14 protein-coding genes are annotated in these 24,702 nt (G+C 70.5%); 7 read left to right on the top strand and 7 right to left on the bottom strand.

Annotation, left to right across the window (positions count from 1 at the left end; translation table 11 throughout):
• Positions 1 to 4: 4 nt before the first annotated feature.
• Positions 5 to 1,204 (bottom strand): cyclic dehypoxanthinyl futalosine synthase, encoded by a 1,200-nt coding sequence (gene mqnC, locus ACFV9D_RS30920; protein WP_383557271.1) that lies wholly within the window; start codon positions 1,202 to 1,204, stop codon positions 5 to 7.
• Between the two features lie 57 nt (positions 1,205 to 1,261).
• Positions 1,262 to 3,076 (bottom strand): serine/threonine-protein kinase, encoded by a 1,815-nt coding sequence (locus ACFV9D_RS30915; protein WP_385153487.1) that lies wholly within the window; start codon positions 3,074 to 3,076, stop codon positions 1,262 to 1,264.
• Positions 3,077 to 3,263: 187 nt separating this feature from the next.
• Between ACFV9D_RS30915 and ACFV9D_RS30910 the strand changes: the two genes are divergently transcribed.
• Positions 3,264 to 4,343 carry an alpha/beta hydrolase gene (locus ACFV9D_RS30910; protein WP_385153484.1) on the top strand — a complete coding sequence of 360 codons (1,080 nt, stop codon included), beginning with the start codon at positions 3,264 to 3,266 and terminating at the stop codon, positions 4,341 to 4,343.
• A 30-nt stretch (positions 4,344 to 4,373) separates the two neighbouring features.
• Here ACFV9D_RS30910 and ACFV9D_RS30905 read toward each other — a convergent pair whose 3' ends face one another.
• Positions 4,374 to 5,234 (bottom strand): menaquinone biosynthetic enzyme MqnA/MqnD family protein, encoded by an 861-nt coding sequence (locus ACFV9D_RS30905; protein WP_385153481.1) that lies wholly within the window; start codon positions 5,232 to 5,234, stop codon positions 4,374 to 4,376.
• Between the two features lie 270 nt (positions 5,235 to 5,504).
• Here ACFV9D_RS30905 and ACFV9D_RS30900 point away from each other — a divergent pair, with 270 nt between their 5' ends.
• Positions 5,505 to 5,708, top strand: a complete 204-nt coding sequence (locus ACFV9D_RS30900; protein ID WP_008738468.1) for a cold-shock protein — start codon at positions 5,505 to 5,507, stop codon at positions 5,706 to 5,708.
• Positions 5,709 to 5,887: 179 nt separating this feature from the next.
• Here the strand turns inward: ACFV9D_RS30900 and ACFV9D_RS30895 are convergent, their stop codons facing one another.
• Both ACFV9D_RS30895 and ACFV9D_RS30890 read right to left on the bottom strand, forming a co-directional pair.
• Positions 5,888 to 6,259 carry a hypothetical protein gene (locus tag ACFV9D_RS30895; RefSeq protein ID WP_385153477.1) on the bottom strand — a complete coding sequence of 124 codons (372 nt, stop codon included), beginning with the start codon at positions 6,257 to 6,259 and terminating at the stop codon, positions 5,888 to 5,890.
• A gap of 18 nt (positions 6,260 to 6,277) precedes the next feature.
• Positions 6,278 to 12,745 carry an RHS repeat domain-containing protein gene (locus ACFV9D_RS30890; RefSeq protein ID WP_385153474.1) on the bottom strand — a complete coding sequence of 2,156 codons (6,468 nt, stop codon included), beginning with the start codon at positions 12,743 to 12,745 and terminating at the stop codon, positions 6,278 to 6,280.
• Positions 12,746 to 13,214: 469 nt separating this feature from the next.
• Between ACFV9D_RS30890 and ACFV9D_RS30885 the strand changes: the two genes are divergently transcribed.
• From ACFV9D_RS30885 to ACFV9D_RS30865, 5 genes are all read left to right on the top strand, one after another.
• Complete coding sequence (locus ACFV9D_RS30885) at positions 13,215 to 16,787, top strand: ricin-type beta-trefoil lectin domain protein (RefSeq protein ID WP_385153471.1); 3,573 nt, start codon at positions 13,215 to 13,217, stop codon at positions 16,785 to 16,787.
• 101 nt (positions 16,788 to 16,888) lie between these two features.
• Positions 16,889 to 17,338 (top strand): DUF1992 domain-containing protein, encoded by a 450-nt coding sequence (locus tag ACFV9D_RS30880; RefSeq protein WP_385153468.1) that lies wholly within the window; start codon positions 16,889 to 16,891, stop codon positions 17,336 to 17,338.
• Between the two features lie 194 nt (positions 17,339 to 17,532).
• Positions 17,533 to 18,048, top strand: coding sequence for a DinB family protein (locus tag ACFV9D_RS30875; protein ID WP_385153465.1), 516 nt, complete (start codon positions 17,533 to 17,535; stop codon positions 18,046 to 18,048).
• Between the two features lie 157 nt (positions 18,049 to 18,205).
• Positions 18,206 to 20,458, top strand: a complete 2,253-nt coding sequence (locus tag ACFV9D_RS30870) for an FG-GAP repeat domain-containing protein (RefSeq protein ID WP_385153462.1) — start codon at positions 18,206 to 18,208, stop codon at positions 20,456 to 20,458.
• Between the two features lie 106 nt (positions 20,459 to 20,564).
• Positions 20,565 to 22,793, top strand: a complete 2,229-nt coding sequence (locus tag ACFV9D_RS30865; RefSeq protein ID WP_385153459.1) for an FG-GAP repeat domain-containing protein — start codon at positions 20,565 to 20,567, stop codon at positions 22,791 to 22,793.
• Positions 22,794 to 22,890: 97 nt separating this feature from the next.
• Here ACFV9D_RS30865 and ACFV9D_RS30860 read toward each other — a convergent pair whose 3' ends face one another.
• A complete protein-coding gene (locus ACFV9D_RS30860) occupies positions 22,891 to 23,271 on the bottom strand; it encodes a VOC family protein (RefSeq protein ID WP_385153456.1) in 381 nt (126 codons plus the stop codon).
• A gap of 552 nt (positions 23,272 to 23,823) precedes the next feature.
• Positions 23,824 to 24,690, bottom strand: a complete 867-nt coding sequence (locus ACFV9D_RS30855; RefSeq protein ID WP_385153453.1) for an MOSC domain-containing protein — start codon at positions 24,688 to 24,690, stop codon at positions 23,824 to 23,826.
• Between the last annotated feature and the right edge of the window lie 12 nt (positions 24,691 to 24,702).

Genomic DNA, 24,702 nt, shown 5'->3' with positions numbered 1-24,702 from the left:
GAGGTCAGTTGGCGTTCAGGAGCTTCAGCTCCGGGTGCGCCGTACCGCCCTCGATGGCCGTGGACGAGATGTGCGAGGCGACCCGCTCGTCGACCGGGTCGTTCGCCGGGTCGTCGTGGACGACGAGGTGCTCGTACGTCGTGGAGCGCTGCGCCGGCACGCGGTCCGCCGTACGGATCATGTCGATCATCTCGCGCAGGTTGGAGCGGTGCTTGGCGCCCGCCGAGGAGACGACGTTCTCCTCCAGCATGATCGAGCCGAGGTCGTCCGCGCCGTAGTGCAGCGTCAGCTGGCCGATCTCCTTGCCCGTGGTCAGCCACGAGCCCTGGATGTGGGCGATGTTGTCCATGAAGAGCCGGGAGATCGCGATCATCCGCAGGTACTCGAAGAGCGTGGCATGCGTACGGCCCTTGAGGTGGTTGTTCTCGGGCTGGTACGTGTACGGGATGAAGGCCCGGAAGCCGCCCGTCCGGTCCTGCACGTCACGGATCATCCGCAGGTGCTCGATGCGCTCGGCGTTGGTCTCGCCGGTGCCCATCAGCATCGTGGACGTCGACTCGACCCCGAGGCCGTGCGCGATCTCCATGATCTCCAGCCACCGCTCGCCGCTCTCCTTGAGCGGGGCGATCGCCTTGCGCGGACGCTCGGGCAGCAGCTCGGCGCCGGCGCCGGCGAAGGAGTCGAGACCGGCCGCGTGGATGCGGGTGATCGCCTCCTCGACGGAGACGCCCGAGATTCGGGCCATGTGCTCGACCTCGGACGCGCCGAGGGAGTGGATGACCAGCTGCGGGAAGTCCTTCTTGATGGCGGCGAAGTGCTTCTCGTAGTACTCGACGCCGAAGTCCGGGTGGTGCCCGCCCTGGAACATGATCTGGGTGCCGCCGAGCTCCACGGTCTCCGCGCAGCGGCGCAGGATGTCGTCGAGGTCGCGGGTCCAGCCCTTGGCGGTGTCCTTCGGCGGCGCGTAGAAGGCGCAGAACTTGCACGCCGTCACACACACGTTGGTGTAGTTGATGTTCCGCTCGATGATGTACGTCGCGATGTGCTCCGTACCGGCGTAGCGACGACGGCGTACGGCGTCGGCGGCCGCGCCCAGCGCGTGCAGCGGCGCCGAGCGGTAGAGGTCGAGCGCCTCCTCGGGGGTGATCCGGCCACCCTCGGCGGCACGGTCGAGGACGGACTGAAGGTCGGCCTTCTCGGTCACCGGGTGAGTCCCTTTCGGAGGGGTTCGACAGACCGAACCAGCCTACGCCAGCACTTCTCAGGACTTCCGCAGGGTGCCGGTGGGGCGGCCTGCCGCCTCCTCGTCGGAACGGTAGGCGAGGGTCCCGTCGGCGTTGCGGGTGAGGGTGAAGGAGGACGACCCGGTGGTGCACAGGCCCGCGGTGCCGGGGCGTTCGGGGTCGGTGCGGTCCGCGATGCGGAGCTCGGTGGCGGTGGCGGAGGTGAGCTTGCCGATGCCGTGACAGCGGACGGTGGTGCCGAGGACGCTGATGGAGTGGGTCGTGCGGACGACGTCCTCGCCGGTGCCGCCCTTGGCGACGACGGCGGTGAAGTCGCCGTGCGGGGAGCCGTTGCGCTCGGTGGTGGGTCCGGTCCAGGTACCGAGGAACGCGTCGGGGACGGAGCCGGGAGTGGGTGCGGGCGCGGTGGCGACGGGCGGAGCGGACGTCTTCTCCCCGGTGCTGCCGGCGTCGGCGGCGCGGCGACCGCCCGGCATCAGGTCGAAGAGGAACCCCGCCCCCAGGGTCACGGCGGCGAGCGCCCCGGCGACGGCGAGCGCGACGGTACAACTCACCCGCCGGCCGGCGGCGACGGACACCGTCATGCGCCGCCCGGGCCCCGTTCCCTCTTCCCCCTGGCGGGGTGAGGGCACGCTTCCTGCTGCCCCGTGCGCACCGACGGCGTCGGCCCCCGCTGGGCCGGGGGGCGGCCCGAAGGCGCCGGGCGGGGGCACGTAGGCGCCGGGGGAGGCGGGGTCCGTCGGGGCGCCGAAGGTGCCCGGCGGCGGGACGGGCGGGGGCACGGAGGCGCCGGGGACCGGGGCTGTCGGGGTGGAGACCGGTTGCGGCGGGGCGGTCGCAGGCGGGTCCGGGGGTGACATCGAGGCGGCCGTGAAGGGGACGGGGCCCGAGGCGTGCGGGTCGGGGGCCGGACCGGCGCCGGGAGGCGCTTCCGTGCCCGCGTCCAGTTCCAGGAGGCGTACGGCGGTCCGGCTGATCTCCTCCACCAGCGGGCCCGGCAGCCAGCCGCCCGCCACCAGGGCCGCCGCGCCGGCCGGGGCGAGCGCGGACGCGACCGCGGTCGGGGCGGGCCGGGCCGCCGGGTCCTTCGCGAGGCAGGCCGCCGCCAGTTCCCGCAGCTCCCCCGACATCCCGCCCAGCTCCGGCCTCTCGTGGACGACCTTGTAGAGGAGGGTGGCGGAGGTGTCGCCGGTGAAGGGCGGGGCGCCGGTCGCCGCGTACACGAGGACCGCGCCGAGCGAGAAGACGTCGGACGCGCCCGTCGCCCCGTGGCCGAGGATCTGCTCGGGCGCCATGTAGCCGGGCGAGCCGATGGAGACGCCGGTCGCCGTCAGCGAGGCCGTGCCGTCCGTGGCCCGGGCGATGCCGAAGTCGATGAGCCGGGGACCCTCCAGGGTGGCGAGCACGTTGGACGGCTTGACGTCGCGGTGGACCAGGCCGAGCCCGTGCACGCCCGCCAAGGCCTCGGCCAGGCCCGCGCCCAGGGTCCGTACCGTGTGTTCGGGCAGCGGGCCGGTCGCCTCCACGGCCCGGGTGAGCGTCGGCCCGGCGACGTACCCGGTCGCGACCCACGGCACGGAGGCCTCCGGATCGGCGTCCAGGACCGGCGCGGTCCACTGCCCGCCGACCAGCCGCGCGGCCTCCACCTCACGCCGGAACCGCGCCCTGAACTGCTCATCCAGCGCGAAGTGCGGGTGCACGACCTTCACGGCGACGGTCCGGCCGCCCTCGTTGCGGGCCAGGTAGACGCGCCCCATGCCGCCGGAGCCGAGACGGCCGAGCAGCCGGTAGGCACCGATGGTCCTCGGTTCCCCTGCGTCGAGCGGCTGCATGTGTCCCCCGTCTTCCCGTTCCCCGGCAGTTGCGGCTTCCCCGGCACTGCGGCGTCTCCGGCGACGTGGCGCCCGCCGTGGGCCGGATCACCACGATTCGGAACCGTACCCAGCCAACCGATCCCTCACCATGCCCCTCCTCCCTTCCGTAATCAGTCGCCGTGTCCGAAACAGCCGGAGTCACCCGATGAAACGCCTCCCCAGGATCCTCGCCGCCGTCCTCGCCCTCGGGGCCTCGGCCGCTCTGGTCAGCGGTTGCTCGGAGGAGGGCGCACCCGTCACGTTCGACACCCCGAGATCGACGGCCGGCGCGGCCGACAAGCCGGGAGCCTCAGGGACGTCCGGCACCTCCGGCACGTCCGGCACCTCCGGCACGCCCCAGTCCCCCGGGGCGAACGTCCCCGAGACCGTCCTCCCCACCGGCCCCAAGGCGAGTTTCACCACGGCCAACACGCTTGAGGACGGCACCAAGATCGGCGTCACCACCCTCGCGGGGGCGAAGTCCGGTTTCACGGGCAAGGTGTGGGTGTGGGCCCCGAAGCAGTATTTCGACCCGAAGTACGCCGAGAGCGGCTTCCCGGTCCTCGTGGCGCTGCCGGGCGGAAACGGCTATCCGGTGAATTACTGGATGGGTACGGACCTCAAACTCCAGTCGAGCATCAGCACATGGTCACAGGAAGGGAAAAGCCTTCCGTTCATTGTCGTGATGCCTGTCCTCAACCCCGACGACACGTACTACTACGACGGCAGCGATATCCCGGGGCAGCCGAAAATGGGCACCTGGCTGGCCGAGGACGTGCCGGATTTCGTCCGGGCGAATTTCCGTACCTTCAAGTCCCGTGACGGCTGGGCGTTCATGGGTTCGTCCTCCGGTGCCTTCGCCGGTCTGAAGGCCGTGCTCCAGCGCCCCGACCGGTTCAAGGCCGTGATCGCGTCCGGCCCCGACACCGTTCCCGACTCCCCGCTGTGGGCGGGCCACGAGGCGGAGCGGCAGGCGAACAACCCGGAGAAGCTCGCCAAGGCGCTCAGCGCGAAGCCGGACACCAAGGAGAACCAGGTCTACCTGGCGTTCCAGATCGGGTCGGAGGAGTCGGGCGCCGCCCGGCTGAAGTCCTTCATGAAGAGCTACGGCAAGGGCCCGGTGAAGACCCGCCTCCAGGTCATCCAGGGCGGCGAGCACAACGCCAGGAGTTACATCCGAGGCATGGGGGACGGCTCGATGGAGTGGATCAGCCGCCATATGCAGGCGCCGATCCCGTCCCCGTGACCTCGGCCGACTGACTTCGGCCGAGCGACCTCAGCCGAGCAGTTCGACCCGTACGTCCGCCGGGAAGCCGGTCGTCGGACCGGTCCGGCGCGCGAACTCGCGTACCCCCGCCAGCTGCTCGGGCCCGAAGCGGAAGTCCAGCGTCCGGAAGTACCGTTCCAGCAGCTCCGCGTCGAAGGACTCCCAGCGCGCGGCCTGCTCCGCGACCTTGGCGACCTCCACCAGCGACAGATCGCGCGAGGCCAGGAACGCCTCGTGGACCTCGCGTACGGTCTCCGGCTCGCCGGCCAGGAAGTCCTTGCGCGCCGCCCACACGGCGAAGACGAAGGGCAGGCCCGTCCACTCCTTCCACATCAGCCCCAGGTCGTGGACGTCCAGGCCGAGCCGCGGGGCGTCGTGCAGCGAGGCCCGCAGCGCGGCGTCGCCGATCAGGACGGCCGCGTCCGCCTCCTGCATCATCAGCCCGAGGTCGGGCGGGCACGTGTAGTAGTCGGGCCGTACGCCGTACTGCTCGGCGAGCAGCAGCTGCGCGAGGCGTACAGAGGTGCGGGAGGTGGACCCGAGCGCCACCCGCGCCCCGTCCAGCTGCTTCAGGGGCCGCTGGGAGACGATCACGCAGGACATGACGGGGCCGTCGCAGCCCACGGCGATGTCCGGCAGGGCGACAAGATCGTCCGCGTTGCGGAGATACTCGACGAGGGTGATGGGGCCGATGTCGAGATCACCGCGCACCAGCCGCTCGCTGAGCTTCTCCGGGGTGTCCTTGGTCAGCTCCAGATCGAGGAGCGTTCCGGTGCGTGCCAGGCCCCAGTAGAGGGGCAGGCAGTTCAGGAACTGGATGTGTCCGACGCGGGGCCGGCTGCGCTGGTGGTCATCGGTTGCATTGTCCACATCGCGAGGCTAGACCCGTCTCGGACGGTGGACATCGCCGGGGCACGCGTGGCGCTCGCGTCAGCGCGCTAGAAGCACGTCAAACGTGTGGGTGACGTGATCTTTCCCTCTAGTGCGTGGCCCACTCTGCGTGCTACGCTCATCGCAAGTTGCAGTTTGGTTTCCCTTGCAGTACAGAGCCTGCGGAGCATGTGACCCGCAGGCTTTTGTAGTTTTCAGACTTGTTTGCAGGTTCTGGAGCAGGGCAACCCTTTGGCCCAAGGAGGGCTTATGGCTACCGGAACCGTCAAGTGGTTCAACGCTGAAAAGGGCTTCGGCTTCATCGCCCAGGACGGCGGCGGCCCGGATGTCTTCGTCCACTACTCCGCGATCAACGCGTCTGGGTTCCGCTCCCTCGAGGAGAACCAGCTCGTGAACTTCGACGTCACGCAGGGTCCGAAGGGCCCGCAGGCGGAGAACGTCACCCCGGCCTAAGTTGCCCGGGTCGGCGATCGCGCACGGCTAGAGAAGTACCCAAGGAGCCCCGCTCCGTGCCTTCGGGCACGAGCGGGGCTCCTGCCTTTTCCGGGGGCCTTTCCACGGAACGGGCCGGCGCGACGAAAGGGCCCGGTGCCTTGCGGCACCGGGCCCCGGTTCGACAGCCGGTCACTCCCCTACGGGGCTATCAGCTGCGGCTTCGGCATGATCCAGATCGCGAAGACCAGCTGCGTGAGCACCCAGATCCCGAAGAGGCTGCCACTGCCGCCGAAGATCAGCGGCAGCACGGGCAGGAGCAGCAGGAAAGCGGCCCAGGCGCGGAATCCGCCCGTCGTCCCGTACCTCTTGCAGAGCCCGAGCATCAGCAGGAAGAACAGCGAGGCCGCTCCCACCCCCAGCATCAGGCCGAAGCCACGGCCCAGCTGTGTCCCCAGGGACTCGAAGAAGGGCACGTTCTCCGGGCGGGGGCCGAACGCCGAGGCGCACACATGACCGACCAGGAGGACCGGCACATACCGGAGCACACAGTGCAGAATCCATTCACCCACGGTTGGGCTCCTCGCCACTCAGTTGGGGACGCACATGTCCGAGTGCCACCGGCGCATCCCCTTCTCGCCCTTCCAGGGCATGGAGTCCAGCCCGGAGTCATCGGCCATGTCGTCGCGGGCGACCATCCGCGGAGCCTGCGCCCGACGATACTGAACCACCTCCATGTCCGGATACTGGTCCCCCTTCTTGGTCACCTCGACCGAGGACCTGTTGGCCGCGATGGTGACCCTGAGGTCCACGGAGAACAGGGGGAACAGGCTCTGCACGCCGTGGATTCCGAGATCCAGCTTGTCGGAGTTGGACTGGATGGGGCCGAAGTTGTGGTTCACGACGTTGTTGCCCGCGATGGTCTCGCCCGGATAGTCGTTCAGCAGGAGTTCGTTCGCCGGGATCATCCGGGACGGCACGTCGACCGTCTGCGGGGCTCCTCCCGTCGCGTAGGAGGAGATCGTCCGCTTTCCTCCGGGCAGCGTGTGGGACGGTGCGACCTTGAACGTCACGTCGCCCGAGGCGGTGTCCCAGAAGAGAACCATGCGGTACGGCTGGTCCGGGTCCAATGAGTGACCGCGGTTGTCACCGAGCAGCTGTGCACCCAGCCCCGGGATCTTCATCGCGTCCTTGGTGTGAATGAAGAACCGCATCATGATGATGCCGCGGTCCTTCCCCTTGCCCACATTGAACTTCCCGAACCGCGTGCCCTTCGGCCCCTTGGACCACATGGCCCGCTTCGCGAGGTAGTAGCTCATCGCGGCCGACCGCTTGCGCACATACGCCGCGACCTTCCGGATGTAGGCCACGACCTTCTTGAGCTTCTTCATGATCGAGCCGAAGGCCCACTCGCCGGACGGGTCGCTGTCCGTCACGGGCGAATTGGCCGCGTAGGCGTAGCCGTTGATCTGTTGCGGGTCGTCGGTGTTCATCACCGGGTCGACGGAGATGAACCGTCCGTTCTCGGAGTCGTACTCGCGCGCGCCCACGTGGGTCAGCCCCGTGGAGGCGTCGTTCGTACCGCCCACGAAGCCCCGGTCACCGGTCCACTTCCCGGCCGCCGGCTGCGTGCCGCGCGGCGTGCCGAACGGGCCGTGGTCCCGGCGCTCGTAGCCCAGCGTCGAGGAGTTCACCTCGACGTCGTTCGTGCCCTGGTGGTCACCGAGCTGGTACGACACCGAGCCGCTGGAGGAGCGGATCACGGTCGCCTTGCCCGCCGTGTAGTAGCGCAGCGAGGACACCGTGGAGCTGAGCGTGTCGAGCTTGAGCTCCATGGACCCCAGGTACAGGGTCACCGCGCCCGGGTCCCGGCGCAGCAGCCGGGTGCCGTCCGCGTCGTACAGGAAGGTGGACTTCTTGCCCGCCGTCGTCGAGGAGGCCATCCGGCCCTCGGCGTCCCACGTGATGCTCTGGTCACCGGCGGCGGTCACCCGGCGCGTGGTGTTGCCCGAGTCGTCGTACTCGAAGCTGTCGGTACGGGCGCCCGGGCCGCTGATGCCGACCTCGTCGAAGGCGTGCGGCCGCGTCTCGCCCGGCGCCGGGTAGGCGTACGAGCGCGTGACGTCCTTGGCGGTGTCACCGAAGGGGTCGTGCCGGATCTCGGACGAGCGGTTGCCGACGGCGTCGTAGGCGTACGAGTACCAGTACGGGTTGAGGCCGCCGACCTGCGGCCGTACACCGGTGGACGGCTTCAGGGCGCAGTCGTCGGTCCCGGTCCAGGCGTGCGAGAGCCGGGCGGCGAAGTCGTACGTGAAGCACTGCGTGTCGGTGACGGCCTTGTCGTCCCGCTCGTTGCGGATGCGGGTGATGTTGCCGGCCGGGTCGTAGGTGTACAGCTTGTTGTCCATGGTCTGCGGACCGTCGGCCTCCCGGTCGTTGATCACCGTGGACAGTCGGCGGGTGGCGTCCTCGAAGGCGAAGGTCTGGACGGTGCGTCCGCCGATGTCGCCGAGGACGGTCTGCAGGAGCTCGCCGAAGGGCGAGTACTCGTTGCCGAGCGAGTAGACGGTGGATCCGTTGCTCAGCGAGGTGGCCAGGCCGTACTCGGTGTAGTTCTGCCGCACCGTCTCGGCGGGCAGACCGCCGGCCGCCGGGAACGTGGTCGTGGTGGCCAGTCCCGTGTTCGCCGAGTAGGTGGTGGTGAACTCGTAGGTGCCCTGCAGCTTCCCCTCCGCGGCGGGGACGGTGATCACGGATCCGATCGCCCGGCCCGCCGTGTCGTAGCCCTTCACGGCGGTGGTGTACGCGCTGCCGTTGTCGTACCGGGTCGACGAGGACAGCATGCCCTTGCCGCCGGCCAACGCGTCGTAGGCCCAGGAGGCCAGCTTGGTGCCGCCGACGCCGTCCTTGTACAGCGCGGTCGGCCGGTTCAGCTCGTCATAGGTGTACGCGACGGTCTGCTCGCGGCCGTCGGTGACGGTGGCGACCTTGTCGTCCGCCATGTAGGTGGTCTTCGTCGTTCCCTTGTCGGGGTCCGTCGACTTCACCTTGCGGCCGCGCAGGTCGTACTCCATCGTCCACGTGTTGCCCGCCGCGTCCACCAGCCGGGTGAGCCGGTCGGCGGAGTCGTAGCCGAACTTCAGTGCCTCGTACGCGGCCGGGCCTGCGGTGTACGCCGGGTTGCCGTCCTTGTACTCGCGCACCTCGACCGGCTTGTCGTGGGCGTTGGTCACCGTGAGCGTGGCGGTGCCGCCGGAGGGCGGCACGGTGGCGGTCCAGTTGCCGCCGTGGGTCGTGGTGCTGCGCCACTTCTCGACGTTCTTGGAGAGGGTGACGGAAGCCGTGGTGCGGCCCATTCCGTCGTACTCCGTCACCGTCTGGGACGGGACGAGGTTGTCGGCCACCGAATGCACGGTGGTGGCCACGGGCTTGTCGTTGTAGTACTCGCCGTTGGTGCGGACGACCCGGCCGTGGGTGTCGTAGAAGTTGTCCGACACGAGGCGGCCGGTGCCGCCGAACGCCTGGGTCTGGCTCTGCCGCTGGCGCAGCATGCCGTCGTAGAGCGTGACGGCGGTGCGGTACGCGCCGCTCTCCAGGAGCGTCTTGGAGGTCACCGTCGTCGGGCCGGTCTTGGTGACGCCGTACGTGAAGGTGACGTCGGCCGAGGAGGTGACGGGTCGGCCCGGCTTCCACGCCGCGGTCAGCTGACCGAGGCCGTTGTAGTCCTGCACCGTGACCCGGCCGTTGGCGTCGGTGGCCTTGAGCGTGAGCCCGCGAAGACCGTCCAGCTCCGCCTTGGTCACGAAGCCCTTGGCGTCGGTCGTCGTCACGAGGGTCGGCTGGGCGCCACTCGTCGGCGTGTAGGCCGTGATCGTCTTGAACTCGCTGGCGTCGCTCGCCTCCAGGCGGCGGCCCGCAGCGTCGTACGTGACCTTGGAGGTGGTCACGAAGACCGGTGCGCCGGCGGTGTCGTACCGGTCCAGCTCGTCGATCCGGGTCGGGTTGCCCTTGCCGGCGACCGGCGCGGCTCCGTACGCGCTGGTGTCGTACCAGCTGCGCTGCTCGTCGACCACATTGGCCGGCGCGGCGGGCACGGAGCAGACGGCCGACGTCTTCTGGACCGACGCCACGTAGGAGATCAGCCAGTTGGTCAGGTCGGGCGTCGTGTACGTGGTGCGGGTGCACGCCTCGTCACCCGTGACGGCGATGTCGCCCTCGTCGGACGAGGTGAGCGTCTGGCCGTACGCGTCGAAGGTGCTGGTGACGCGAGTGGTGCGCCAGGCACCGGTGGACAGGAGCTTGCTCGACGACTGGACGCGGGTGTCGACCTGGTACGCCTTCAGCGCCGTGGTGCCCGGCCGCGTCATGCTCGCGGTCTCCTTGGTCCACGGCTCGCCGATCGCGACCTCGGCGGGCGCGCCGCCGTCCTTGTCGTAGGTGACGGACTGGACCTCGGCACCGCTGAGCGGCTCGGCGTCGGTGTGGACCTTGTCGAACACGTCGACGATCTTCGCGCCGTCGATGCCGCGGTAGTACGTCGTCTCCTCCAGCGTCCTGTTCTCGGTGCCGGTCCAGGTGCGCACCCGGCCGTACCCGCGGAAGTCGCTGTACGTGCGGTGCTTCTCCAGCGTGAACTCGCTGGTGTCCTTGGCCCAGGCCACCCCGTCGAGGTAGTCGTACTCGGTCACCGAGGACTCGGCGCCGGCAACCTTGTCGTCCTCGATGATCTTGGTGACGACGTACGTGTGGAACCAGTCCTTGGTGGGCTCGTTGTCGTTCTCCGGAGTCCACCAGACCGGGTAGCAGCGCTTGGAGTTGGTGACGGGGTCGGGCGCCGCGCCGTAGGTGCACTCGGTCGGCGAGTAGCTGACGAGGGTGTCGGCGCCGGTCTCGTTGCTGATCCGGGTGATCCGGTACTTGTTCAGCGGCGGACGGCCCTCGGCACCGTCGACGCGGTTGGCCATGAGCGTGCCGCCGAAGGTGACCGACGGCATGGCCAGGGCGGTGCGGCCGGCCTTGCCGGTGCGCACGATGGAGGCCAGCCACAGCGAGGGGCCGCCCGAGTCGCCGACGCCCGGGAACTGGTGCGTGAACGTCCAGACGTCGATGTCCGTGTAGGCGCCCGCCTTGAGGGCCTGGGTGGTCACCGAGGTCAGGCGGTACCGGGAGAAGAAGGTCGGGGATCCGCTCAGGCAGTCCTGGCCGAGCACGCAGAGCTGGTCGACCGGGGTGTCGGGCCAGTTCGCGGCGTGTGCCTTGTCGAAGGCGCAGTCCGCGGCGGCGGCGGCGAGGCAGCGGTCGCCGTAGCCGTAGCCGACCTTGCCTGCGGGCGAGGCCGTGTAGACCTGGCCGGCGCGGTGGCCGTACTCGATGCGGGCCAGGGTGCCGCCGCGCACATAGGTGGCGTCGGCCTTGGGCTTGGTGGTGGTGACGCCCGCGGAGTTCTTGGCGTAGGCGTTGGCCTCCTGGTTGTAGAAGAACGCCATCGCGTTGCCGTGCGGGTCGACCACGTAGTCCAGGTTCCAGCGCCACGCCTGGGTTTCGGAGGAGTCCTTGAAGGCGGTGGCGTGGCCCGGCTCGTCGGTGTGGTTGCCGAAGACGGGGGCCGTGTACGTCGACTTGGTCTCCGTCTTGCCGGTGCTCCAGCCGGGCAGCCGGTTCTTGCCGAAGAAGTACTGGGTGCCGTCTGTGGTGGTCACCTTCCAGTACTCGTTGTCCTCGTCTCCGTTGGCGGTGTCGGCCGCCGTGCCCTTGATCCGCTCGACGCGGGAGCCGTCGTCGTCGGCGGGGCGCCAGACGTCGCCCTGGCCGGTCTTGACGAGCGGGCTCGACGAGCCGTTCAGGGACAGGACGGCGTTGTCGGTCTTCCAGCACAGGTCACCGGACTTGGTGCCCGCGTTGGAGCCGGTCGCGTTGTCGTCCTTGCAGGCCATGTACTGGCGCTCGATGAAGCCCGGTTCCATGGACCAGCCATCGCCGACCGCGGACGACTGGTTGTTGCTGGCGGCGGTGCGTCCGTCGATGGACGAGGACGAGTAGCCGAGCCCGAGCTTGGGGGTCAGGTCGCCGGGGACGGGCGGGACCTGGAGCGGGTACGACCAGTTGAAGCCGCCCTGGTTGCCGCCCGCGGTCCAGGACCCGGACGGGGAGAGGGAGGTCGCCTTGAAGTCGCCGCCCGCGCCGCCGGCGCCAGCGGTCGCGGCCAGCACGGTCATGGCCGAGGCAGGGGCGGCAGCCCCCGCCTCGGCGGAGGCCTTGGCTCCGGCGGGGGTGGATTCGGACGTGGCCGCCGTTGCCTTGTCGGGGGCGGTGTCGGGCGCGGTGTCGGGGGCGGTGTCGGGCGCGACGTCCACCTCCGCGGTGAGCGTGCCGGTCCGCGTGTCGTTGCGCGTCGGCAGCGACTTGGCCACCTGACAGGCGGCCTTCTCCGGGGTGGTCAGGGCGCAGGCGGGCAGCTGCACCAGCCGAAGCCGGGAGGCCCAGTCGGCGCCGTAGGCCCCGCGGAAGGAGGTGTAGTCGAGCTGGACGGTGGCGCGGCCGGTCGCCGCCTCGCCGTCGGCGCGTGCGACGCCCATCAGCACGCCGTCGATGCCGGCCTTCTGGGTCGTGGCCCGGTCCGTGATGCGCAGCCGCAGTCGGTCCGGGGCGTCCCCGGGGGCGGTCTTGCGCTCTCCGGTTCGGGTGTCGGACGCGGCGAGTCGGACCGGCGCCCCGGGCGCCTTGGTGAGGGAGCGCGCCGGGGCCCCGCCGCCGCGGGCGCGCGCGTCACCCGCGCCGGACGGGACGGTGGTGACGTCGACCTCGGTCTGCCCGGCCTTCGGCCAGACGATCTTGGGAGCGCGCCACGGCTTGCGGTCCGTCTCCGAGGAGACCGGGGTCTCGACGCCGAGGTCCTTGCCCGGGACCGGGTCCGTCTTCTGCACCGGGCGGACCTTGAAGTCGAAGCGCGGGTCGGCCTGGGCCGAGCCCTGCAGCAACGTCAGAAAGAGCGCGCCGGCCGTGACGAGCGCCACGGAGCCGGCCCGGGCCGCCGGGCCGCCCGGCGCCCGGCCGAACACCGGTCTGCGGGCTCTCCCCCCACTTTTTGATCGAGCGTGAAATATCAAAGACCCCACCCCTGCGTAGGAGTTCGCGCGGAACTCTCCGATTACGGATGAAAAGGGCACCCCAACTCGGAGGCGCCGGAGGGGAATTTAACACCCTTGATTCGCGACCCCCGCTCAGTTCTCGGGCGAATTCGGAATGGTGAATTCCACGTTGGCGCGCGAACCACCCCGACCTCCACACCCGCCCGACCTGGGAGAACCGACCACCCTGTGGGCTTCCTATGAACTCCCTTTGTTGGGGCAGCAGTTGACGCGTCTGGCGACCGTGGGGGACGAAGGAAGGGCGAATACCATTCCGGAATATTGCATTCCGCAGCTACTCTCTCGCTCGCACTACGCACGATCCACAATTGAGGGGGCGGAAAACTTGAGGGGTCATCGATCCAGATGGCTTCGGCACCGGCTGCCCACCGCCATAGCGGTGGCAGCGATCGGCACCGGCGTCCTGACACCCATATCCACGACATCGGCCTTCGCCGTGGACGCCCGGCAGTCGGGCGCGCAGGAGGCCGCCGGCACGGAATCCGGCTCTGCCGGGACGTCCGGGGCCTCCGGGGCCTCCGGGGCCTCTGGGACGTCCGGGCAGTCCGATCAGGACACCGAGGAAGCCCGCGCGCAGCGGCAGGCCGCCGAGAGCGGCAAGCAGGTGGAGATCCTCGGCAAGCGGGACGAGACCACCCAGGTCCTGGCCAACCCGGACGGCAGCTTCACCTGGCGCCAGTACGTCCGCCCGGCCTTCGCCAAGGCCGACGGCCAGTGGCGCAAGGCCGACGCCACGCTCCGGCAGGACCCGACCGGCCGTATCAGCCCGGTCGCGGCCACCTTCGGGCTCTCGTTCTCCGGGGGCGGGACCGACCCGCTGGCCGTCATGGACAAGGGCGGGCGGACGCTGTCGATCTCCTGGCCCGACCCCCTGCCCGCCCCCCGGCTGGGCGGCGACACGGCCGTCTACCCGGAGGTGCTGCCGGGTGTGGACCTGCGGATCCGCGCCGATGTCGACGGTTTCGCCCAGCACTTGGTCGTCAAGACCCGCGAGGCTGCCCAGCACCCTCGACTGGCCGAGCTCTCGCTGGGCCTGAAGACCCAGGGCACCAAGCTCAAGGAGGACGGCGCCGGAAACCTGGCGGCGACCGACGCCAAGGGCGTCAAGCTGTTCAGCGCCCCGGCCCCGGCGATGTGGGACTCGGCCCATCTGGCCGCGCCCGAAGTGGAGAAGCTCCGCAAGGGCAGCACGGCCGAGCCGGCCGAGACGGTCCCGGCCGAGCTGGTCGAGATGGACACCGCGGTGGACGGCGACCGCCTGCGGATCACCCCCGACGCCGCCATGCTCGACGACCCGAAGACCGTCTACCCGGTGGTCATCGACCCGATCTTCTCCGGCGGCCAGCGCAACAACTGGGCGATGGCCTACAAGCAGGCCGGCAACTCGTCCATCGCCAACACCGCGTACTGGAACGGCGGAACGTTCAGCGACAAGCTGGCCCGGGTCGGCCACGAGAACGCGACCGACGGCACGGCCCGCTCCTTCTTCCAGATGAACACCAAGGGCCTGGACGGGGCGACCATCCTCAAGGCCACCTTCCAGGTGTTCAACAGCTACTCCTGGTCCTGCACGGCCACTCCGGTGGAGCTGGGCCACACCGGCCCCATCTCCACCGCAACCACCTGGAACAAACCCCCGATCTGGCACAAGACCCTCCAGACGAAGACGTTCGCCCACGGCTGGAGCCCCACGCAGTGCGGGCCCGAAGGCGAGGACTTCGCGGACGGCAACCTCAAGACGGTCGTGCAGTCGATCGCCGACAGCGGCGCCGACACCCTGACGCTCGGTCTGCGTTCGGCCTACTCGCACGAGTCGAGCGTCAACAGCTGGAAGAAGTTCCAGAACGACCCGTATCTGGAGATCGACTTCAACAGCCCGCCGAAGGTCGACTCCTCGGCCGCCTACCAGGGCTCCTGGAGCCCCTGGGCCACGGGCCACCAGCAGGTGGTCTGCAACACCTCCACCGACGCGGCGAGCTGGCCGCTCGTGGGCAACACCGGGATGACGCTGACCGCCAAGGTCTCCGACCCGCAGGGCGGCCAGGTCACCGGCGCGTTCTCCATCGGCGAGTACGCCGGGCCCAACCTGTCCCAGCCCACCAACGCCGTCACCTCCGGCGGTACGTCACAGGTGCGGGTGCAGTCGTCCGCGCTGACCGACGGCAAGGCGTACCAGTGGATCGTGCAGGCCCGCGACGGCATCGACACCTCCGCGTGGACGGCTCCGTGCCGCTTCAAGGTCGACAAGACCGCGCCGACCAAGCCCACCGTCACCGCAGCGGACGGGTTCGCCCTGGACGTGGCCGAGGTGCCCGCCCGGAAGGCCCGCTCGATCACCTTCGAGTCCAGTGACACCGTCGGCCTCGACGGCTTCTGCTACAGCCTGAACGAGCCGCTGTCCGTCTCCAGCACCACGTGCGCGAACGGCACGTTCGTCGCCGCCGACGCGAACGGCAGGGCGACCGTCACGCTGACGCCGAGCCTCTGGCCCAACAACCGGCTGCACGTGCAGGCGTACGACAAGGCGGGGAACACCTCCTCGTACAGCGGCGTCGACGGCTCCGAGACCGACACCACCCTGATCGTCACCGCCCGCCCCGAGTTCGTCCGTGACGCCGACGGCCGGGCCGCCGGCGACCTGCCGGGCGACGTCGACGGCGACGGCCACATCGACCTCGTCGCCACCGGCTCCGCCGGTGACCTGCTGCTGTACGCGGGCGACGGCAACGGCGCCGGCGACATCCGCAGCAGCAGCGTCCTCGACCGGGGCGGCTGGAACGGCGCGCTGATCACCCACCGCGGCGACTTCACCGCGGCCACCGTCGGCCAGACCAAGGACGGCTACGAGGACTACTTCGTCAAGATCGGGAACAAGCTCTACCTGTACCCGGGCGACGGCACCGGAAATCTCCTCACGAACAAGCGCGTGGAGCTGCTCCACCCCACCGGCAAGCAGACCGGCCGGCTCACCGGCTCCGGCGGCAAGTGCCTCGATGTGAAGTCCGGCGCGACCGCGAACGGCACGCCGATTCAGTTCTACGGCTGCAACGACACCGCCGCCCAGGACTTCCACCTGACCGGCGGGGCCCTGAAGGTCCTCGGCAAGTGCGTGGCCGCGGACGGCGTCGACAACCGGGCGGCCGCCGAGCTCTGGACCTGCGACGGCGGCGCCCGCCAGCAGTGGCGGGACCGCGGCGACGGCTCCCTGGTCAACGCCGCCTCGGGGCGCTGCCTGGACCTGCCGAACGGGAGCGCCACCGACGGAAACCTGCTGCACATCTACGACTGCAACCGCAGCGCCGCCCAGCGCTGGGTCGTCCCCGGCAGCTGGTCCGGCACGGGCGAGATCCTGGCCGCCGGCGTCGCGGACGGCATGCCCGGCAACGATCTGATGGTCCGCGAGGGCGTGGGCATGTGGCTCTACAGCGGCACCATCGAGGGCCCCCTGGACGCCGAGCCCGGCTCGTACAAGCTGCGCCCGGCCAAGCAGGTCGGCTCCGGCGGCTGGGACGCGTACGACTGGATCGCTCCGGGTGACATCAACGGGGACGGCGTGACGGATCTGCTGGGACGGCTCCACTCGGTGCCCTCCACGCACGCGGACTACGGGAAGCTGTTCCTCTACCCGGGAGTCCGGACGACCGACGCCACGGGCACCTCGCACTACCGCACCGGCACGCGGTCGGTGTACGGCGCCGCCAGCTGGCAGCCCGCGAACATCCCGTCGCTCGCCTCGGCGGGCAACGCCCAGGGCACAGTCGTCGACCACGGCACGTACAAGCAGTTCGTGCCCACCGTGGGTGAGGAGACCCCGGACTTCTGGGCCACCCAGCCCGGCGGGGCCTCGGGGACCGGCGTGCTGCGGTTCTACCCGGGGCGGCCGACCGTCCACGGCTCGCCGACCGTCGTCGGCGAAGCGGGCTGGACCTCATCGATCGCCGCCATCTTCTGACCGGCGCCGCCGAGCGGCAGGGCCCCCGTTCCGTCCCGGAGCGGGGGCCCCGCCGTCGCCGGGGCCCTGCCGTCGCCGGGGCCGTTTCGTACGCTGGAGGCATGACCGAACGCAAACCGCCAGGCGTCAGCTTCGAGTCATTCGTGGACAAGCAGATCCGCGAGGCCGCGGAGCGCGGCGAGTTCACGAAGCTGGCCGGCTTCGGGAAGCCGCTCGACGACGACACCGCCCCCTACGACGAGCTGTGGTGGATCAAGGGCAAGATGCACCGCGAAGGCGCGTCCGTCCTCCCGCCCTCCCTGACCCTGCGCAAAGAGGCCGAGGACGCGGTGGAGGCGATCGGCCGGGCCGTGTCGGAGGCACAGGTGCGCCGGATCCTCGGCGAGATCAACACCAAGATCGCCGCAGCCCTGGCCCGCCCACCGGCCGGGCCGCCGCTGAATCTGAAGCCGTTCGACGTGGAGGAGACGCTGGCGCGGTGGCGGGAGGACCGGGAGAACCACCAGGCCGGGCAAGACCTCGAGGACCGGAGCCGCAGGGAGGGCCGGTAGCGCGCCGAGAAGGCCCGCGACCCCGTGTGCCCTGCCGGGCCTCCGGCCCCCGCGCGCCCGCGCACGCCCTGGCCACCGACCAGGTGAACTCGGCCGTCTCCCGGCCGCGTCACCGGCCGTGCCGTCCGTCCCCGCGCCTCCGTGATGGCCCACTGGGTGGAGCACACCCCACCGGCGAGCGAGGAGTGAGTGACATGAGGAGCGCGGACCTGCTGCTGGACGCGTTCGGCCGCGTCCAGGAGGCCGTGTACGGAGCCGTCGAGGGCCTGTCGGAGGACGAGCTGACGGCCAGGATCGACGAGGACGCGAACTCGATCGCGTGGCTGGTCTGGCACCTGACCCGGATCCAGGACGACCACATCGCGGGCGCGTTCGACACCGAGCAGCTGTGGACGTCCGACGGCTGGAAGTCCCGCTTCGGCCTCCCCTTCGGCGCACGGGCCACGGGTTACGGCCACTCCAGCACCCAGGTCGCCGCGGTCCGGGCCCCGGCGGAGCTGCTGCTCGGCTACTACGACGCCGTGCACGCCCGCACCCTGGAACACCTCGGCGCCCTGACCAACGCCGACCTCGACCGCGTCGTCGACGACGCCTGGGACCCGCCGGTCACCCTGGGCGTCCGCCTGGTCAGCGTGATCGCGGAGGACAACCAGCACGCGGGCCAAGCGGCGTACGTGCGGGGCGTGGTGGAGCGGCGACAAAGATCGTGACGGGTGTCGGCCGGGGTTGCTATCCTCCGGCCACAGTCCACGGACGGCGATGATCCGGATGGGGGGAATCCTCCGGCCGCCTCCGTGTTTCCCGACCGCCGTCCCGCCCGCCAGAGGGCGGGCTGCGCGCGGTCGCCTCTAGGGGAGGGCCCGTCCGTTGCGCCACTCGCATGTCTTCCGCCGCAGACTCACCGTCGCGGTGTCCGTCGCCCTCGCCATGACGGCCGCCGCCCCGGCGGCAGCCGCGCCGGCACCGGCGTCTGCCCCCGCACTCGCTTCGGCCACCGGGGCGGAGGATCAGGCGGTGGTTCCGTTCCCGCTCGACTCGGAGATCGTCGGGGCTGGTTCGACGGGCTTCCTGACCCTGGGACGGCTCGGCCAGATGTGGACGACGTTCGCCGACGGAACCGCGACGACACTGCCGTCCAGCGGGCATGCCTACGGCGCCCAGGCCTCGGACGCCGTGGTCGTCCAGACGGGCAACACCCTCACGCTCAAGGACATGACCACGGGTACGACGGTGCTGAGCGTCGACCCGACGACGTACGGCAGTGGCGCCCTGTACGGCGGAGCCGTGGGCTCGACTCTCCTCGTACGGACCGCCAACGGACCCGACGGCGAGGACGTCCATCTCCTCGACAGAGCCGGCGACAAGGTGTCGGACCGCAAGGTGACCGGCCTTCCGGCGAACGCCGTCGGGGTGTTCGCCGAGGAGGGGACGTCCGGCGAGGCACTGCTGACGTACCGCACCGGAAGGGAGACGACGAGCAAGAAGTACTGGGCACTCCTGGACCTCGCCACCGGCGTCGTGAGCCAGACCCAGGAGATCGTCGCGCCGGCGAGGTGTTGTTCGAAGGTCGCCCTGTCGGCCACCCATGTGGCCTGGGTGGAGTACCGCTCGGACTCCGACACGAGGGTGGTCGTCCTCGAGCGGGCGACCGGTGCCCGGCAGGACATCCGGCTGGGCCGCACCACGTCCGCCCTCGACATCGGCCTGGTCGGCCAGTGGGTGACGTACGGGCAGTTCGACGGCTTCGCTTCCTACGAGCCGCACGTGCTGAACTCGGTGACCGCGCGCGACCTCGGGACGGGGACGACGCGGAAGCTGCTGGACCACGTGAAGTCCAGCGCCACCGCGCCCGACGGCACGCAGCTCGTCCGGGGTGGCACGGTCGCGGACGGCGAGGGCCTGTACCGGATCGCCTCCGGGGCCGACGGCACCCCGGTCGCCGCACTCGTGGCGACCACGGGCCGGCCCACCAAGGTCGCGCTGCGGGGCAACCCCAGCGTCCCCGCCGTGGTCGAGCTCGATCTCGAAGCCGACCGGGCACGCATGACCTGGCCGCTGTCCCGGTTCAACGTGCTGGCGGAAGTCACCCTGCGTCACACCCGGACGGGAGCGACGACGACGGAGCACGTGAACGTCGGCGCCGCTCCGGACGGTTCCGGACTCGACGCTGTCGCCGACGTCGAGTGGCCGGGCACCGTGTCGGAGGACGGTCGCGTGACCGGCGCCGCTCCGAACGGGGCGTACACCTGGACGCTCACCGCCAAGCCGCAGAACGGCATCGGCCCGAACCTGGTCGCCTCCGGCTCGTTCACCGTCACCCGCAAGCCGGCCCCGCACGACTACACGGACAACGGCTCACCGGACCTGCTCAGGCGTGACTCGTCCGGCCGGCTGTGGCGCGACGACACGATGCACCTTCCGTGGGGGGACAGCGAGGTCTACCTGCCCAAGAGCGCACTCATCGGCAGTGGCTGGGGCGGCTACGACCAGATCGAGGCCGTCGGCAACATCGCCGGAGCCGCCCACGCGGACATCGTCGCCCGCGACAGGAGCGGTGTCCTCTGGCACTACCTCGGCAAGGGCGACGGCACCTTCGACACCCGCTACAAGATCGGCACCGGCTGGGGCGGGTACAACAAGATCACCGGCGGAAGCGACCTCAACAGCGACGGCAAGCCGGACCTCCTCGCCACCGACGCCGCAGGCGCCGTCTGGCTCCACAAGGGCACCGGCAGCTGGCGCACCCCCTTCGCCGCCCGCGTGAAGCTCGGTACGGGCTGGCACGGCTACAACCAGATCACCGCCACCGGCAACATCGCCGGAGCCCCCGCCGGCGACCTCGTCGGCCGCGACACGGCCGGTGTCCTCTGGCTCCACCTCGGCAAGGGCGACGGCACCTTCGCCCCCCGCATCAGGATCGGCGCCGGCTGGGGCGGCTACAACCAGCTCGTCGCCGTCGGGGACGCCGACCGCGACGGCCGCCCCGACCTGGTGGCACGGCGAAACGACGGTCCGGCGTACGTCTACAAGGGCACGGGAAGCTGGAGCGCACCGTTCCGCGCGCCCGAGGAGATCGGTGGCTCGTGGGGCACGGTGTCCTCGCACAACCACCTCGCCTGATCGCCGCCGCAGGAAACGTCGAACGCGCGTACAACCTTCACTCGCAATCAAGAGTCGGACCAGGCGCAACGCATGGTGCGCCTGGTCTTCCCGAGGAGAACACACTTTGTCCCACGCACGTCCCGCCCGCCGGCGTCTCGCCGCAGCCGTCGTCACCGCGCTCGCCGTCACCGTCGGCTCGACCGCGCTGACCGCCCCGGCGATCGCCGCCCCGGCCGCCGAGAGCGCGACCGAAGCGGCGGCCACGCAGGACGTCCTCTCGCTCCCGCCCGAGACCAGGGTCTTCGGGGTGGGCGCCACGGGCTTCCTGACGTACACCGAGGCCCGGCCGGAAGAGGGCACCTCGGCCACCCGGCACTGGAGGCCGGCGAACGGCTCCCCCGCGACGGAGCTGTTCTGGCGGACCCAGGTCCAGAGCACCGGCTCCGGGGACGTCGTGGCCATGCGCCTGGACAGGGAAGCCTGGCTCAAGGACATGTCCACCGGGCAGCAGCTTCTGCGCATCGACTTCGGCCCGGAGGTCTCCGGGATCGAGTACGCGGGAGCCGCCGGCAAGGCCCTCTACACGACTCTCGGCAACGCGAGCGGGGGCAAGGACCTCCGTCGCCACGGAAGCGGAACGCTGCAGAGCGTGACCGGTCTTCCGGCGGAAGCCACGAGCGTCACCGTCAAGGCCGGCACAGCCGACCACGCCCTGGTGAGCTACTCCACCGGCACGGGCACGGCGGCCAAGCAATACGTGGCCCTGCTCGACCTCGCCACCAACGCCGTGACCGAGACGTACGAACTCCCGGCCGCCGCCGACAAGGGCGTCATCGCCGTCTCGGCGACGCACGTCGCCTGGGTCGAGTACGACGGATCGGCCAACGCCACGGTGGTGGCCGTCGACCGCGCCACCAAGGTGCCCCAGAGCACGAAGGTCGGCCGCGCCTGGCGGAAGGACGTCGAGATCGGCCTCGTCGGCGACTGGGTCACGTACGGCACGCGCAGCGGCCTCACCGAGATCGAGCCGAACGCCCTGCACGCCCTCACCGCGCGCAGCCTGAAGGACGGGACGACCCGCAAGCTCCTCGACCACCTCGTCTCGGACGCCGTCGCACCCGACGGCTCCCAGGTCGTGCGCGGTGGCACGGTCGAGCAGGGCGAGGGCTTCTACCGGATCGCCCCCGGGACCGACGGGGTGCCGACCCCCACGCTCGTCGCGAGCAGCGGCGAACCCACCAAGGTCGCCCTGCTGAGCCACAACGTCCCCAGCACGATCGACCTCGACAAGAACCCTGGCAAGGTGCCACTCGAGTGGCGAGTGTCCCGGTACAACGTGCAGGTCAAGATGACCCTGCGCCACGTACGCACGGGGACTGTCCACGAAATGCACGACATCCAACCGGCAAATGGCGTCGTGCGTTTCGATTGGGTGGGCGATCTCTGGGTCAAGGGGGTCAACCGCAGCGCGTACAACGGCGACTACGTCTGGGAGCTCCGCGCCGAGCCCCTGAACGGCATCGGTCCGGCACTGACGTCGTCCGGCACGTTCAAGGTCGTCCGCAAGCCCGCGCCGCACGACTTCAACGACAACGGCTCCCCGGACGTGCTCATGCGTTTCGGCTCGGGCGCGCTCTACCGTGTCGATTCGCACTTCGACCACTACAACCCCTGGCTGTCGTCGGGGGAGGAGAAGCTCATCGGCAGCGGCTGGGGTGGCTACAACCAGATCGAGGCCGCCGGGAACATCGCCGGAGCCGCCCACGCGGACATCGTCGCCCGCGACACCGCCGGCGTCCTGTGGCACTACCTCGGCAACGGCGACGGCACCTTCGCCGGCCGCTACAAGATCAGCTCGGGCTGGGGCGGGTACAACAAGATCGCCGCCGGCAGTGACCTGAACGGCGACGGCAAGCCCGACCTCGTCGCCACCGACGCCGCCGGGGCCATCTGGCTCTACAAGGGCACCGGCAGCTGGCGCACCCCCTACACGACCCGCGTGAAGATCGGCACGGGCTGGCAGGGGTACAACCTGATCAGCGCCACCGGCAACATCGCCGGAGCCCCCGCCGGCGACCTCGTCGCCCGCGACACCGCCGGGGTTCTCTGGCTCCACCTCGGCAAGGGCGACGGTACGTTCGCCCCGCGCGTCCGGATCGGCGCCGGCTGGGGCGGGTACAGCCACATCGTCGGCATCGGGGACGCCAACCGCGACGGCCGCCCGGACCTGTTCGCGACCAACGCCGCCGACACCAACACCTACCTGTACAAGGGCACGGGAAGCTGGAGCACCCCCTTCGGGCAGCGACAGGCCACCACGATGCCCAACAACAGGCCGAACTCCGTCGTCTGATCCGACGGCCCGCGGCGTCGTCTGATCCGACGGCCCGCGGCCCCGGGCGTGACGTGGTGACCACGTCACGCCCGGGTGCCCGGGGCGTTCGACCGGCTTACAGGTACGGGCGGGTGATCAGCTCGATCGCGTGACCGGCCGGGTCCTTGAAGTACACGCCCCGGCCGCCGTGCCCGTTGTTGATCTCGCCCGGGCGCTGCATCTGCGGATCGGCCCAGTGCTCGACGCCGCGATCACACAGCCGCCGGTACGCCCGATCGAACAGCTCGTCGTCGATCAGGAGGGCGTAGTGCTGCATCTGGATCTCGATGTGCGGCGGCGGCGTCGCGAACTGGAGCAGCACGCCGTCGGTGAGCTGGATGTTGGTGAACGGCCCCCAGGACGGCGCTTCGGGAAGCTCCAGCAACTCCCGGAAGAACAGCGCCGATTCCTTGCTGTCCTTGGCGGCGATGATGGTGTGGTTGAACGAGACTGACATACGGCTGACCTCGATGGTGTTCGACACGAAAGATGGACTCGAAGTGCGGGAGCACTGGGAGGTCCGCGTGCCGAACCGAGGGAGTGGGGGTGCTTCGAACGCACCCGCCGTGCGATCAGTCCACCACCGGGTGGCCAATCCGTGCGTGGCGTCGAAGCGCCGGTCCGGTGTTCACATCGGGTGATGCTACCGATCACCGTCGGGCGGCGCAGGTCATTAACGCGTCATTCGGGGCGGCCGGGGGGCGTGGCCACGCGGGGAGGCCCGGCCCCTTGCGCGCCGCCGCAGGCGGCCGTCGGGTACGTGGGTGGCATTGCGCGGCAGTTGAATGGGGCGGCCCCGCACCGGCTCAGCGTGTGACGGCCAGTGGGCGCCTGGGCCTCATGCCCCGCCGGTCACTCTCCGGCGGGGGTGGGGCGACACTAACCCCGCCGAGTTCGCTTCGTCGGCGCCCCAAGGGGGCCCTGAGCGGGCGATTCGGGGGTGCGGGGGGGTCGACGACGCGTTATGGGCGGGGATCGAGCCGCTGCTGCCCGTACTGGCTAGGTGTTTTTACTCCTCGGCCTTGCCCCAGTCCTGGACGACCACCTCGTCGCCGACCGACAGCTTCCCGGGCTGCACCACCGAGAACTTCGCGCCGAACACCACGCCCCCGCTCGACGCTCGTCGGTAGCTCGCGAGCGTGCGCAGGGGTTCCGGCCCCCGCCGCGCCCCGGCCTCCTGCTCGACCAGAGTGACCGCGCAGCGCACCGCGAGCTTGGCAAAGCCCAACTCGGCACCGCCGATGGTGATGCGGCGTGCGCGGTCCTCGGCGTGCGGTACGGCCGCCCAGTCGTCGCTGTCATGGCCGTGGCGGCTGTCGACGACGATGTTCGGGCGGAAGCGGTTCATGGACAAGGGCGGGGCGCCGCGCTCGGCCATGCGCCGGTTGAGGAGGGTGAGGGAGGCCCGGGACAGCATGTGTACGGCGCTGCTGTCGGCGTAGCCGGAGCGGCCGGGGGTCAGGCCGTCGGCGACCCGGTCGTGCTCCGGCGGCACGCGGACCAGACGACTGGGAGTGGCGAGGAACTCCGAGAACCAGGCGGCGGCGTCGTCGCCCTGGTCGATCCCCTTGAAGGCGGCACCGAACAGATCGACGTCGCGTCGCGGCCCGGACGTGGCCACGTCGAGGCGCACCGTGCCGTAACGGTCGGTGTCGTCGGCCGAGTCGAGCGTGAGCCGAGTGCCGTCGGTGCTGACGGCGGGCCGGATCAGGGCGAGGCGGGGATGGCGGCGCTGGGTGCGGTAGACCCCGTCCTCGCTGATGACCATGAAGCTGCGGTCGTGCGCGAGGCCTGCCGGCGTCAGGAGCGCATCGCTCATCGACGTGCCTGCGCATCCCTTGACGGGGTAGCAGATCAGATCCATGACGTTGGCCATGTGTCGCCTCCT

This window comes from Streptomyces sp. NPDC059875 (assembly GCF_042731085.1).
Lineage (GTDB): Bacteria > Actinomycetota > Actinomycetes > Streptomycetales > Streptomycetaceae > Streptomyces.
The sequence above is the reverse complement of the archived record's forward strand: the minus strand, read 5'-3'. Positions and strand labels throughout refer to the sequence as shown.

Bases quoted from the DNA above. Each gene is read 5' to 3' on its own strand.
- ACFV9D_RS30900 (WP_008738468.1), top strand. From the start codon at position 5,505: ATGGCTACCGGAACCGTCAAGTGGTTCAACGCTGAAAAGGGCTTCGGC.
- ACFV9D_RS30875 (WP_385153465.1), top strand. From the start codon at position 17,533: ATGAGGAGCGCGGACCTGCTGCTGGACGCGTTCGGCCGCGTCCAGGAG.
- ACFV9D_RS30860 (WP_385153456.1), bottom strand. From the start codon at position 23,271: ATGTCAGTCTCGTTCAACCACACCATCATCGCCGCCAAGGACAGCAAG.
- ACFV9D_RS30910 (WP_385153484.1), top strand. From the start codon at position 3,264: ATGAAACGCCTCCCCAGGATCCTCGCCGCCGTCCTCGCCCTCGGGGCC.
- ACFV9D_RS30880 (WP_385153468.1), top strand. From the start codon at position 16,889: ATGACCGAACGCAAACCGCCAGGCGTCAGCTTCGAGTCATTCGTGGAC.
- ACFV9D_RS30915 (WP_385153487.1), bottom strand. From the start codon at position 3,076: ATGCAGCCGCTCGACGCAGGGGAACCGAGGACCATCGGTGCCTACCGG.
- ACFV9D_RS30855 (WP_385153453.1), bottom strand. From the start codon at position 24,690: ATGGCCAACGTCATGGATCTGATCTGCTACCCCGTCAAGGGATGCGCA.